Raw genomic sequence first — 12,788 nt, forward strand, 5'->3', positions numbered from 1 at the left:
AGCCCAGGACGCTCTGCGTCCCAAAGCGTGACGCAGAGCGTCACCTGAGGCATTCCCACGCAGAGCGTAGGGAGCGATCTGATGGGCTATTTAGGCCCGAGAATCTTCACCAGCTTGTCCGGCGACGGCGCGCCTTGCTGTTGCTGCAAGCCACCCTTGTCATCCAGATAGAAAATCGCTGGCGTTGCCGACAGTTCCAGCTCTTCCATCAACTTCATGTTGGCATCGAGCTTGGCTTCGATATCCGCCGGGATCTTGTCCAGTGCCTGCAATTTGCTGCCCTTGCCGGCGGCTTCGTGTTCTTCCAGGGCTTTTTGCGGGTCTTTGGCGGCCAGCAGCGCGGCGGATTTGCCTGGGCTGTCTTCGCGAATGATGCCGACCATGATGTGGCGCAATTGCACCTTGCCGGCCTTGACCCACGGGCGTGCCTGTTCCCAGAACATGTTGCAGTACGGGCAGTTGGGGTCACTGAACAGGTAGACGGTGCGCGGCGCGTTTTTGTCGCCGTCCTGGATCCAGTTGCTGTGTTCCATCTTGGCCCAGACTTCCTTGGCCATCGGCGCGTACACCAGTTTCTCCAGTGGCGCGTTGCTCAGGTCATTGCCTTGGGCGTCGTACAGGTTGCCGGCCAGCACACTTTTGCCGTCCGCGGTCAGGTACAGCGCCATGCCACGGTTCTGGTATTGCGCGGCGTAGCCGGTGAGGCCGCTGGGCGCGTCGAACTTGCCGAGGATCTTGGCGCCTTTGGCTTCGATCTGTTTGATCGGCGCCGGCCAGTCTTCGGCCTGGGCCAGTGTGGCCGCAAGCGGCAGCAGGGTCAGCAGGGTCAGCAGGTGGCGGAGTCTTGGCATGTCGGTTTCCTTGTGGCAGCAGGGGCAGTGTCGAAGGGTTCCATGGCACGGGCCAGGCTGGCCTGGGACAACTCGCCCAGGTGGCTGTTGATCAGGCGCCCATCGGCTTGGTAGAACAGGGTTGTCGGCAAGGCCATCGAACCCACGGCCTGGCCAAGGCGGCCACTCGCATCAAACAGCACGTTGTCGAGGGTCAGGCCCTGGGTGGCGAGAAAGGTGCTGACGCTTTGCATGCTTTCGGCCTGGTTGACGAACAGGAAGGTCACGTCCGGGCGTTGGTGTTGCGCACGCTCCAGCACCGGCATTTCACGGCGGCACGGCGGGCACCAGGTGGCCCAGAGGTTGATCACCAGCGGCCCGCCTTTGTAGTCGGCCAGTTGCACCACGTCGCCATTGGCGTTGCGCAAGGTAATGTCCGGCAATTGTGCGCCCTTGTCGTAGAGGCTCAGGGACACACTGGTCAGGCCCCAGAACACCAGGCCCGTGACTACCCCGGCACTCAGCGGTGTGCGCATGGCCGGGCGGCGCCAGCCGTAGAACACGGCGCCCAGCACCAGTGCAATCACGCCGGGCCAGGGCAGGAAGCCGCCGTCGCGCAGGTCGACTATCTGCAATGGGTCGTGGCTGTAGTCGCTCCAGTACATCAGTACAAAGCTTAAGCGTGCCACCAGCATGCCCAGCAAAAACAGGCTGAACAGCACCGATTCGGGGTTTTCACCGCCACGCTTGGCCACGCGCCAACCCACCAGCGTGGCGAGAATCAGCGCGCTGATCAGCAGGATGTGATTCAGGGCGATGGCGAACGTACCGATGGTCAGGGTCAGCATCAGCGCGCGTCTCGGGTTTGCGTCCAGCGTTGCAGGAAGGCGGCGGCATCCACTTCGCCGGTGATGCGTTGGGCGCGACGTTCTTCACCGTCCGGGCCGATCCACACGAAGCTCGGTGGCCCCGGCACCTTGTAGCGACCGAGCAGCTCGCGACTGGCGGCGTTGTCGGCGGTGACGTCCAGGCGCAACAGGCGCACGTCTTTAAGCGCGTCCATCACCTGGGGTTGGCCGAAAACTTGTTTTTCCATGATCTTGCATGACACGCACCAGTCGGCGTAGTAGTCCACCAGCACCCACTGGCCCTGGGCCTTGGCGCTGTCGAGCTGGCTTTGCAGCACGGCTGGGTCGTTGATGGTCATGAACGCATCGTGGGCGCTGGGTGCAGCGCCAACCTTGGAGCCGCTGTAAACCTTCAACGGTTGCCACAGGTCGTCACTGCCACCGGCCGCGCCCACTACCAGCAGTGCGCCCCACAGGCCCAGCACCAAGGAGCCGGCGCCGAACACCTTGGCCGCCAGCCCGTATTCGCGGGCAAGTGTCCAGCCGCAGTAAGCCATCACCAGCGCCAAGGCGCCCCACAGGCCGAGCCACAGGCTTTCGCCGACTACCGGGCGGATCATCAGCACGGCAGTGCCGAGGAACAGGAAGCCGAAGATGCCCTTGAGCACGTTCATCCAGGTGCCCGGCTTGGGCAGGAAACGGTTGCCTACGGTCACCAGCAGCAACAGCGGAATACCGATGCCGATGCCCATGGCGAACAGGATCAGGCCGCCGTGCAGCGCGTTGCCGCTCTGGGCGATATACAGCAGGGCACCCGCCAGTGGCGCGGTCATGCACGGGCCGACCAACAGGCCGGACAGCGCACCGAGAATACCGGCGCCGACCAGGCTGCCACCGCTTTGCTGGCGGCTGACGTTGTCCAGGCGATCACGCAGGAAGGTCGGCAGTTGCAGTTCAAAGAAGCCGAACATCGGCAGGGCCAGGATCACAAACAGCGCGGCGAAGCTGCCAAGGATCCACGGCGTTTGCAGGAGGGCGGCAAGGTTGCCGCCCAGCAGCGCGGCCAGTACGCCGAGCGCCGCATACACCAGCGCCATGCACACCACGTAGCTGCTGGCCAGGGCAAAGCCGCGACGGGGGCTGGCGCCGCTGCCGACCACCAAACCCGCGAGGATCGGCAGCATCGGCAGCGAGCACGGGGCAAATGCCAGCAGCAGGCCCAGGCCGAAGAACACCAGCAGGCTCCAACCCAGGCTGCGCTGTTGGAGGCCGCTGGCCAGGCTTTGGTCCTGGGCTTGTGCGGTCGCCGCAACAGCCGGGTTGCCGCCCAGGTCTACAGTGATCGATTGCGGCGGGTAGCACAGGCCGGCATCGGCGCAGCCCTGCCAACCCAGCTTGAGCTGGCCGGTGGCGCCCGCCGGGATCTTCACTTCCAGGCCCTGGCGGTACACTTGCTGTTCGCCGAAGAATTCATCGCTGTGGGCTTCGCCTTGCGGCAGCACGGGTTTTTCCGCCAGCCCGTCGAACTTCATGCGTTGCTGATAAAGGTAATAACCATCGGCAATCTGCCAATACAGCTGGGTTTCGCCGCTTTCAAGGCGCTCGGAGGTAAAGGTGAACGCTTTGCCCACCGGCAGGAAATCGGGTTTGCTCTCGAATGGATTGCCCGGCGCGGCCTGGGCGAACCCTGCGAATAACACCAGCAGAAAGGTAAACAGATACCGCATGGTCAAGCCTTAGTTTGATGCAAGTTAGGCACACAATGTGTGGCGTTGATTAACCGATGATTAACCGGGCGCTATTCTAAACTGAGCCTGCCGGTTTTCACGGCATAATCGGCGCTTAATCCGCCCAACCTTTAATTCCCCCATCTTTCATGAAGGGTTAACCATGCACGTACTGGTCTGTGAAGACGACGAACTGATCGCCAGCGGCATCGTGGCCGGGCTTGGCGCCCAGGGCTTTACCGTCGAGCGCGTGGCCTCGGCCGCCGCCGCACGCGCGATGCTCAAGGCCGCCACGTTCGACATCATGGTGCTCGACCTCGGCCTGCCCGATGAAGACGGCCTCAAGTTGTTGCAACAACAGCGCAGCCAGGGCCTGGAAATCCCGGTGCTGATCCTTACCGCGCGCGATTCAGTCACCAACCGTGTCGACGGCCTGCAAGCCGGTGCCGACGACTACCTGCTCAAACCCTTCGACCTGCGTGAACTTGCCGCACGCCTGCAAACCCTGTTGCGCCGCGTGGCGGGGCGCCGGGTCAACCTGATCGAACATGGCCAACTGGCCTACGACCCCAGCAGCCGCGAGACCTTCCTGGCCGGCCAGCCGGTCGACCTGTCGCGCCGCGAGCAAGCCTTGTTGCAAGCCCTGTTGCATAACAAGGGCCGTGTGCTGTCCAGCGAACAGCTTAAAGACAGCGTCTACGGCTTCAACGACGAACTGGAAAGCAACGCTCTCAACGTGCACATCCACCACCTGCGACGCAAATTGGGCAACGGCATCGTCGAAACCGTGCGCGGCCTCGGTTATCGCCTGGGCACGGCGGATGGGGGAGAGGACGCGTCGTGATGAGTTTGCGCCTGCGCCTGACGTTCAAGTTGGGCGCCGCTTTTGTGCTGATCTGGATTCTGGCAGCCGCCTGGATGCTCAACGATCTGCGCAACCAGATGATGTTTTCCCTCGACCAGCGTCTGGTGGCATCGGCGCGCATGGTGGCCGGGCTGACCGAGCAGATGCCGGGCCTGGCCAGTGTGAGTGGCGCGCCTACGCATTTGCGCACTGAACAACTGAACGTGCCAGGCGGCATGGCCTGCCAGGTCAGCTCCCTGCGCGGGGAAATCCTGGCGCGCAGCCACATGACCCCGGATGAAGGCCTGGAGTCGCGCAAAAGTGGCTTTCGCGACCAGATTATCGACGGTGTGGGCTGGCGCAGCTTCACGTTGTCCCGTGGCGACCTGCTGATCACCACCGCTGACCGCCAGGTGGAGCGTGAGGCGCTGAACCTGTCGATCCTGCTGGCGGCCTCGGTGCCGGTGGGCGTAGCCCTGCTGGGCTGCCTGTGCCTGTTGTGGCTGGGCATCGGGCAAAGCCTGTTGCCACTTAACCGCATGCGCGATGCCCTGATGCGCCGCAGTGCCGACTCCCTCGAACCGCTGCAGATTCACCCACTGCCCAGCGAGTTGAAGCCGCTGCTCGACACCCAGAACCAACTGTTGCAGCGCATTGCCAAGACCATCGAGCGCGAGCGCCGACTCACCGGCGATGCCGCCCACGAACTGCGCAGCCCGCTGACGGCGATCAAGACCCACCTGCAAGTGGCCCGCATGACCGACGGCGCCGCCCGCGACCAGTCCCTGGCCCACGCCGAAGAGGGCGCCGACCGCTTGCATCGCACCCTGGAGCAATTGCTGCTGCTGGCGAGGGTCGAGGGCAGCCTTTCGTTTGACGATGGCTTGCAATCGAGCGCCGAACAAGTGGCGCGGCTGGCGATTCAGGATGCCAATGCCGGCGATAACCGCCGCATCGACCTGATCCTGGCGGACAACCTCACGCAAGCGCCGGTGGAAATGCCGGTGGCCCTGGCGGTAGCGGCCTTGCGTAACCTGTTGGATAACGCGCTGCGCCATACGCCGGGTGACACTCGCGTTGAGCTGAGCGTGTTCACCAGCGCCGACACCGTGGTATTTCGCGTGCGCGACCATGGCAAGCAGATTTCTGCCGAAGACTTGCAATACCTGACCCAACGTTTCTGGCGCAATGGCAGCAGCGAGGGTTGTGGCTTGGGCCTGGCGATCGTGCAGGCCATCGTGCAGCGCTGCTCCTGCTCGCTGAAATTCGACAGCCAACCGGATGGCCTGCGGGTCGATCTGGGGATGCCGTTGCGACGCTGAGGACTTTTCTTCAAGCACTGAATAATTACCGCCAGCCTGAAATTGATCCCTTCAGGATGGCGGTAATTTTTTTACGTTTGAACGGGCTGAATGACTCAGCCTGTATTGAAAAGGACGGTTCTTATGTTGGTGATCGACAGCAGTTTCCCCGCTAAAGATTTTAATCAACGCAATGGCGAGGCTGTGCGGCAGGTGATCCTGCATTACACCGCGGCGCCCTTTGCGTCGTCTTTGCGTACCCTGACACAAGGTGGCGTCAGCGCTCACTATTTGCTTCCTGACCCTGATGAGCCCAGCTATGGCGCTGCCGGTTATGACGAACTGCGGGTGTTTCGCCTGGTGGACGAGGACAAACGGGCCTGGCATGCCGGGGTTAGCCATTGGGGCGGGCTGGATAACCTCAACAGCCGTGCGATCGGCATCGAAATCGTCAATTTGGCGCGCGATGATGCCGGGGTCTTTACCTTCCCCGAATATGGCCGGGAGCAGGTTGATACGTTGATCGCGTTGGTTCGCGACATGCTTGGGCGTTATCCGCAGGTGGGGCCTCTGGATGTGCTCGGGCATTCGGATGTGGCGTATTGGCGCAAGAGTGATCCGGGCCCTCGGTTGCCTTGGCGGTACTTGTTCGAGGCCGGGATCGGCGCCTGGTTTGATGAAACTACGCGCAGGATGTACCAGCGACGGTTTTGTCTTGGGTTGCCGCCGGAAGTAGAGGTGGAGCGGGCATTTCAGCGGTGCGGGTATAAACCGGCCTGGAACCGGCAGGCGTTTGAATGGAGGACACGGGCGTTTCAGATGCACTTTCGGCCGCGCGATTATTGCGGGGTGCTGGATGGGGAGACGTGTGCGATTTTGTATGCGTTGAATGATCGCTATCGAGGGATTTGAGTGGTTGTTTGGTGGGGTACATATCCGTTGCTGCGGTAACGGCCGCTTATGGTTCCGCTCTTACAGCGGGTCACTTTTGGCAAACGCCCGGAATGCCGGCCCAGCCAAAAGTAACCAAAAGGTCTGTGCCCCACCACTCGGCACCTCGCTTGGGCTCGGTGTGCCCTCACTCCGGCCATCGTGGTTAACGGGGCGTCTCAGATCAAGATCAAGATCTACAGCACGGCGGCCTGAAAGCCGACCTGAGTGGTTGAATCAAAAGCAAAAGCGGGTCCGCATACACTGAAGAGCTGCTTTTCTGTGGGAGCTGGCTTGCCTGCGATGCAGACACCTCGGTGTGTCAGGTACACAGAGTTGATGCCATCGCAGGCAAGCCAGCTCCCACATTAGACCGAGCATGGCTTTGCTGTTGCTGTTGCTCTGGCGCTTACATCCTTTTCGATGACGAAGTCAGCGGTCTTTTGATCTGCGCTTTTGATCTTGATCTGAAATCGCCCCGTCAAACACGATGGCCGGAATCTGACAGGGATTTGGGGGGTAAACCGGCAGGGATGCCGGTTTAGCCGCGCTGGGCCAAGGATGGCCCATCGCGGCGGCCCCCCAAATCACTGGCGGATTGCGGGCATGCCGAGCCATAGCGAGGCACCGAGTGTTGGGGCGAAGACTTTTTGGTTACTTTTGTGTCTTTACAAAAGTGACCCGCCGTAAGGGCGGAACCCTAGGCCGCCGTTACCTAAATAACGGATATGCCCCCCATCAAAAAACCACACCCCCCCTAAATCCCCCCACCGCTGGTGCGTCTCCAGAACATGAAATCCGCACATACGCGGATCGCCCGTTTGGTCACCCCACCCGCGTATTGAGGGATCGAGAGATGTCAGTCGCTACCAGCCGTATCGAAGACGCACCACCGGTGGAAACGCTCTACCACTTCGAAGAAACCCCACTGCTGGCCCGCCAGCGCCAGCAAGAGTCCAATGCCCGCAGCTACCCTCGGCGTATCCCGCTGGCGCTCAAGCGGGCCAAGGGCATCTACGTGGAAGACGTCGAAGGTCGCAGCTTCATCGACTGCCTGGCCGGTGCAGGCACCTTGGCGCTCGGTCACAACCACCCGGTGGTGATCGCAGCCATCCAGCAGGTGCTGAGTGACGAGCTGCCACTGCATACGCTCGACCTCACTACGCCGGTCAAGGACCAGTTCGTCCAGGACCTGTTCGGCCTGCTGCCGGCAAAGCTTGCGCAAGAAGCGAAAATTCAGTTTTGCGGCCCCACCGGCACTGACGCGGTGGAAGCCGCGCTGAAGCTGGTGCGCACTGCCACGGGTCGCAGCACGGTGCTGTCGTTCCAGGGCGGTTACCACGGCATGAGCCAGGGCGCGCTGAGCCTGATGGGCAGCCTGGGGCCGAAAAAGCCCTTGGGCGCTCTGCTGGGTAATGGCGTGCAATTCTTGCCGTACCCCTATGACTACCGCTGCCCATTCGGACTGGGCGGCGCAGAAGGCGTGCGGGTCAACCTGCATTACCTGGAAAACCTGCTCAACGACCCGGAAGCCGGCGTGCTGTTGCCGGCGGCGGTGATTGTCGAGGTGGTACAGGGCGAGGGCGGTGTGATCCCGGCCGATCTCGACTGGTTGCGCGGTCTGCGCCGCATCACCGAGCAGGCCGGTGTGGCCTTGATCGTGGATGAAATCCAGAGCGGTTTCGGTCGCACCGGCAAGATGTTTGCCTTTGAACACGCCGGCATCATCCCGGACGTTGTGGTGATGTCCAAGGCCATTGGCGGCAGCTTGCCGCTGGCGGTGGTGGTGTATCGCGACTGGCTCGACACCTGGTTGCCGGGCGCGCATGCCGGGACTTTCCGGGGTAATCAAATGGCGATGGCGGCAGGCTCGGCGGTGATGCGCTACCTCAAGGAACACGACCTGGCCGGCCACGCGGCGGCCATGGGCGAGCGCCTGGCGGAGCACCTGCGCATCCTGCAGCGCGACTTCCCGCACCTGGGCGATATTCGTGGGCGTGGGCTGATGCTGGGCGTTGAGCTGGTCGACCCCAACGGCACGCCCGATATCCAGGGCCACCCGCCGGTGCATCGCCAACTGGCACCGCTGGTGCAACGCGAATGCCTCAAGCGTGGCCTGATCCTGGAGCTGGGCGGCCGGCACGGCAGCGTGGTGCGCTTCCTGCCGCCGCTGGTGATCACCGCCGCCGAAGTCGACCGCGTGGCCGAGATCTTCGGGCGCGCGCTGGTGGCAGCCGTCGCCAGCCTCTAATTTTTAGCGGGCCTGGTACGTTTCTACAGATATCAGTGCTGCGCGTGGTGCGCAGCCAGTTTTTTAGCGATGGAGAACAGCAATGACCTCAGTATTTGACCGCGACGACATCCTGTTTCAGGTAGTGGTCAACCACGAAGAACAGTATTCCATCTGGCCCGACTACAAAGTGGTGCCCGAAGGCTGGCGCACCGTGGGCAAGAGCGGCCTGAAGAAAGAATGCCTGGCTTACATTGAGGAAGTCTGGACTGACATGCGCCCGTTGAGCCTGCGTCAGAAGATGGATGGCGCTGCGCTGGCTGGCTGACACGTCGGAGCACTGTGAGCGGGCTTTCTGTGGCGAGGGAGCTTGCTCCCGCTGGGCTGCGGAGCAGCCCCAAAAAACGCGAGCGCTTCGCACTGGAGCGCCAGCCCGGTCCAGCGCGAGCAAGCTCGCTCGCCACAGTAAGCGCTTCGCTACTGCTTTGTGTTGGTATACAGATAGTCCGTCGCCAACGACGCCAGCGTCCGCACTCCCACCACCAACGCCGACTCATCCACAAAGAACCCCGGATTATGGTTCGGCGCCGCTTTGCTCATGTCCTGATCCCTCGGCGTCACCCCCAGAAACACAAACAACCCCGGCGCTTCCTTGGCGTAAAACGAGAAGTCCTCGGCGCCGCCCACCAGTGGGCCTTGCACCACATCATCCTTGGCTGCCCAACGCAGGCTTGGCAGCATTTTTTCGGTGAGTGCCGGGTTGTTGATGGTCGGGTCGTATTTTTCGATGATCGTGACTTCGGCCTTGGCGCCACCGCTTTCGGCGATTTTCTCCACCGTCTGGCGCACGTCCGCGTGCAGTTTCTGGCGAATACCGTAGTCGTAGGAACGGATGGTGCCGCTCATGTCCACCGACTCGGGGATGATGTTGTAGCGGGTGCCGCCGTTGATGGTGCCGATGCTCACCACCGACGGAAACGACGAGATGTCGGTGCGCCGACTCACCACGGTCTGCAAACCGACAATGGTCTGCGCGCCGACGGTGATCGGGTCGATGCCGTCCCACGGGCGGCCGGCGTGGGTCTGTTTGCCGAGGATCTTGATGCGCAGGTCATCGGAGCTGGCCAGGGTCGGGCCGGGCCGATAGGCGATCTGCCCGGCAGGCACACCGGCCCAGACATGCAGGCCGAACACCGCGTCCGGCTTGGGCGCTTTCATCACACCTTCCTGCACCATCATTTTCGCGCCCCAGGTGTTTTTGCCGTCGGGGATAAAGTCGCTCGGGCCTTCTTCGGCCGGCTGGAAATAAAACACCACGGTGCCGGGCAGGCGCTCACGCATGCCGCTGAGGATTTTCGCGGTGCTCAGTAGGATTGCCGTGTGAGCATCGTGGCCGCAGGCGTGCATCACGTCGACTTCCTTGCCCAGGTAAGTGCCTTTGGCTTTGGAGGCGAAGGGCAGGTCGGCGACTTCCTTGACCGGCAGCGCATCCATGTCGGCACGCAGGGCCACGGTCGGGCCGGGCAGCGCGCCTTTCAAGATGGCGACCACGCCGGTGCGGGCCACGCCGGTTTTGACGTCAAGGCCCAGGTCGCGCAGTTGTTTGGCGACCAGTTCGGCGGTGCGGGTTTCGGTATTGCCCAACTCGGGGTGGGCGTGAATATCGCGGCGGGTTTGCAGCAACGCCGGTTCGAGGATTTTGGCCTGGGCGGCGATTTCTTCCCGGGCAGCATCCTGGCCGCTGCTGGCGGCAATCACCGCGCTGCTGGCGAGCCCGCACAGCATGCCGAAAACCCATTGGTGTGTCAGACCGTTTAAACGCATACAGACCTCTCCTTGTTTATTGTTGTTGATCTTTCTCCTGCACCGTACCGGCGGTCACCACCTGCACGCTCAAGCGCGGTGTTGCCAGGTCCAGCCCGGCTTCATCCAGATGACGCTTGAGTGACAGGTTGAACGCCCGCGACACTTCCCACTGCTTGATCGGCGCGGTCTTGAAGCGCGCCCGCAGGATCGCGCTGCCGGACTCAAAGCTTTCCACACCTTGAATCTCCAGCGGCGACCAGATGTTGCGGCGTTGCAGCGGGTCGTTGCGCATTTTCTGGCCGACATCACGCATCAGCTTGATGGCGTCGTCGATCTCCATGTTGAAGGGGATCGCCACCCGGAAGATCGCGTAGCCGAACTCCCGCGAGTAGTTCTTGATGCTCTTGATTTCACTGAACGGGATGGTGTGCACGATGCCGTCGATGTCGCGCAGGCGGACGGTGCGGATGGTCAGGCCTTCGACAGTGCCGAGGTGGCCGCCGACATCCACGTAGTCATCAATCGCCAGGGAGTCTTCGATGATGATGAACAGGCCGGTGATCAAGTCCGCGACCAGCGACTGTGCGCCAAAACCGATGGCGATACCGATCACACCGGCACCGGCCAGCAGCGGTGTGACGTTCATGCCCATGTTCGCCAGGGCGACGATGGCGGCGATGATAAAAATGGTCACGAACAGCACGTTGCGGATCAGCGGCATCATGGTCTGCGCACGCGCATTGGCCAGGCCTTTGCGCGAGCGGGTGAGGGCATGATGGATCGCGGTGTCGCTGAGGATCCAGATCAGCCAGGCAAACAGCAGCGTGCCGCCCAGGCCGAACAGTTTGACGCTGACTTCATGGCCGTCACCTTCGGTGAAGCGAATCATCGACAGGCCCCACACGCGCAGGCCCAGCTCGATGAACACCAGCCACACCACCAGATGGGCCAGGGTGTAGACGAAGCTTTTCAGGCGCTCGGAGTACAGCGCGTGGCGCTTGTGCCCACGTTGCGGCTTGAGCGCATGGCGGCGCACCAGCCCGTTGATCACCATGCACAACACCAGCAATACCGTGCACAGCAGCGATTGACGCAGCGCGGTGCTGGTGTCGCCGGCCGACAGGAAGGTGGCGAACAGCGAGATGCCCACCAGCAACAACGCCGGGATGTACCAGAAGGAGCCGATGATCGAGAGCGTGTCGGTGAGGGCGCGGCGTGTAAGGCGGCGCGACAGCGGTTGGTTGCGGATCAGGTGCGCGATCGGGCGGCGGAAGCGCAGGATAAACACGCCGGTGGACAGGGCTGCCATCACATTGGCGACGGTCGCGGCGGTGTGGGCCAGATGTTGGCCAAGCGCCGCCACCAGCCTTGGGTCGCTCAAGGCTTCACCGAAGGCGGCAAAACTGCCGATCCACCACAGCGGACGGAAGGCCTGGTGGCGCAGGATATACAAGGCCCGGTGACGGTGTGGGCCGTCGAGAACCGAGAAGGCAATCACGCAGATTGCCGAGAAACAGGTGCCGATCACCAGCGCATAGGCCAGCACCATCGCCAGGGATTTGCCCAGGGACGAAGGCAGTGCATAGCTGAGGTAAACCGTGATGATCAACGCAATCAGCCACGGCCCCAGTTTACGCAGGGCGAAGCGCACCATGTCCCAGGTACGCGGGTGTTGCGGCAGTTCTTCGGGCAGGCCGAAACGTTCACGCACACGGTGGCTGAGCCAGATCAGCGCGGCGGCCAGCAGGCTCCACACTGCCAGGATCACGGCAAAACCGAAAATGATCGGCAGCCATTCGGTGGCCGGCAGCATCAGCGCCGTGAGTTCTTCCTTGGCCAGGTCGATCTCGTTGGACCAGCGCCCCAACGGGCTGTCGGCCCCGGAAAACTGGGCTTCAAGCTCGGCCAGGGTGCTGCCGATCAAGCCGAGCACGCCTTGTTCGGCAGCGGGCTGGGCTTTTTGCGTGGCTTCGCGCAGCTTCTTCAGGTCGCTCAGCAGTTGGGTGCGCTGCTGGTCGTTTTCCAGGGTCTTGATCACCTCGTCCAGCGACTGGCCCAGCGGCACATCGGCCTGAGGCTGGGTCTTGTTGGTGCTGCCCAGCAGGCCGGGCAGGCTCACGGCTTGCGCTGGCGCAAGGGGCAGCAGCGTGAGCAGGGCGATCAGAAAATAGCAGGGCAGGGCAAAGAGACGGGAAAGCACGAGGCGGTCAACCTTGAAAACGACGAATTGACCGAGTGTACGAGGCCGCTATGCCCAATGCGAGTGCATTTG

The 12,788-nt window shown here is 62.4% G+C and carries 10 protein-coding genes; 5 read left to right on the forward strand and 5 right to left on the reverse strand.

Annotated features, from left to right (window positions below; genetic code table 11):
• Positions 1–86 precede the first annotated feature (86 nt).
• From dsbG to dsbD, 3 genes are read right to left on the reverse strand one after another with little or no spacing between them, the layout of a single operon-like run.
• Positions 87–851 carry a thiol:disulfide interchange protein DsbG gene (gene dsbG, locus ACQY47_RS23860; protein ID WP_428552442.1) on the reverse strand — a complete coding sequence of 255 codons (765 nt, stop codon included), beginning with the start codon at positions 849–851 and terminating at the stop codon, positions 87–89.
• A complete protein-coding gene (locus ACQY47_RS23865; protein WP_017134985.1) occupies positions 827–1,678 on the reverse strand; it encodes a TlpA disulfide reductase family protein in 852 nt (283 codons plus the stop codon). The genes dsbG and ACQY47_RS23865 overlap by 25 nt, the downstream gene beginning before the upstream one ends.
• Positions 1,678–3,405: a protein-disulfide reductase DsbD gene (dsbD, locus tag ACQY47_RS23870; RefSeq protein ID WP_169984801.1), complete on the reverse strand. Its 1,728-nt coding sequence runs from the start codon at positions 3,403–3,405 to the stop codon at positions 1,678–1,680. Before dsbD ends, ACQY47_RS23865 begins: the two co-directional genes overlap by 1 nt.
• Before the next feature lie 163 nt (positions 3,406–3,568).
• Between dsbD and ACQY47_RS23875 the strand changes: the two genes are divergently transcribed.
• The 5 genes from ACQY47_RS23875 (at position 3,569) to ACQY47_RS23895 (ending at position 9,038) form a co-directional block, all read left to right on the forward strand.
• Positions 3,569–4,249 (forward strand): response regulator, encoded by a 681-nt coding sequence (locus tag ACQY47_RS23875; RefSeq protein WP_017134987.1) that lies wholly within the window; start codon positions 3,569–3,571, stop codon positions 4,247–4,249.
• The gene (locus tag ACQY47_RS23880) at positions 4,249–5,571 is read left to right on the forward strand and encodes an ATP-binding protein (protein ID WP_017134988.1); all 1,323 of its coding nucleotides are present in this window, start codon (positions 4,249–4,251) and stop codon (positions 5,569–5,571) included. Before ACQY47_RS23875 ends, ACQY47_RS23880 begins: the two co-directional genes overlap by 1 nt.
• A gap of 123 nt (positions 5,572–5,694) precedes the next feature.
• Positions 5,695–6,462 (forward strand): N-acetylmuramoyl-L-alanine amidase, encoded by a 768-nt coding sequence (locus ACQY47_RS23885; RefSeq protein ID WP_017134989.1) that lies wholly within the window; start codon positions 5,695–5,697, stop codon positions 6,460–6,462.
• Positions 6,463–7,336: 874 nt separating this feature from the next.
• On the forward strand, positions 7,337–8,731 hold the full coding sequence (locus ACQY47_RS23890; protein WP_017137861.1) for an aspartate aminotransferase family protein: 1,395 nt from the start codon (positions 7,337–7,339) through the stop codon (positions 8,729–8,731).
• 82 nt (positions 8,732–8,813) lie between these two features.
• Complete coding sequence (locus ACQY47_RS23895) at positions 8,814–9,038, forward strand: MbtH family protein (RefSeq protein ID WP_017137860.1); 225 nt, start codon at positions 8,814–8,816, stop codon at positions 9,036–9,038.
• A 149-nt stretch (positions 9,039–9,187) separates the two neighbouring features.
• Here ACQY47_RS23895 and ACQY47_RS23900 read toward each other — a convergent pair whose 3' ends face one another.
• Positions 9,188–10,534 (reverse strand): amidohydrolase, encoded by a 1,347-nt coding sequence (locus ACQY47_RS23900; RefSeq protein ID WP_428552451.1) that lies wholly within the window; start codon positions 10,532–10,534, stop codon positions 9,188–9,190.
• A gap of 16 nt (positions 10,535–10,550) precedes the next feature.
• Positions 10,551–12,716 carry a mechanosensitive ion channel family protein gene (locus ACQY47_RS23905; RefSeq protein ID WP_428552454.1) on the reverse strand — a complete coding sequence of 722 codons (2,166 nt, stop codon included), beginning with the start codon at positions 12,714–12,716 and terminating at the stop codon, positions 10,551–10,553.
• Positions 12,717–12,788: the final 72 nt, after the last annotated feature.

This window comes from Pseudomonas edaphica (assembly GCF_965277385.1).
Taxonomy (GTDB): Bacteria; Pseudomonadota; Gammaproteobacteria; order Pseudomonadales; family Pseudomonadaceae; genus Aquipseudomonas; species Aquipseudomonas edaphica.

Excerpts from the sequence above, each read along its gene's own strand:
- dsbG (WP_428552442.1), bottom strand. The coding sequence starts at position 851 with ATGCCAAGACTCCGCCACCTGCTGACCCTGCTGACCCTGCTGCCGCTT.
- ACQY47_RS23865 (WP_017134985.1), bottom strand. The coding sequence starts at position 1,678 with ATGCTGACCCTGACCATCGGTACGTTCGCCATCGCCCTGAATCACATC.
- dsbD (WP_169984801.1), bottom strand. The coding sequence starts at position 3,405 with ATGCGGTATCTGTTTACCTTTCTGCTGGTGTTATTCGCAGGGTTCGCC.
- ACQY47_RS23875 (WP_017134987.1), top strand. The coding sequence starts at position 3,569 with ATGCACGTACTGGTCTGTGAAGACGACGAACTGATCGCCAGCGGCATC.
- ACQY47_RS23880 (WP_017134988.1), top strand. The coding sequence starts at position 4,249 with ATGAGTTTGCGCCTGCGCCTGACGTTCAAGTTGGGCGCCGCTTTTGTG.
- ACQY47_RS23885 (WP_017134989.1), top strand. The coding sequence starts at position 5,695 with ATGTTGGTGATCGACAGCAGTTTCCCCGCTAAAGATTTTAATCAACGC.
- ACQY47_RS23890 (WP_017137861.1), top strand. The coding sequence starts at position 7,337 with ATGTCAGTCGCTACCAGCCGTATCGAAGACGCACCACCGGTGGAAACG.
- ACQY47_RS23895 (WP_017137860.1), top strand. The coding sequence starts at position 8,814 with ATGACCTCAGTATTTGACCGCGACGACATCCTGTTTCAGGTAGTGGTC.
- ACQY47_RS23900 (WP_428552451.1), bottom strand. The coding sequence starts at position 10,534 with ATGCGTTTAAACGGTCTGACACACCAATGGGTTTTCGGCATGCTGTGC.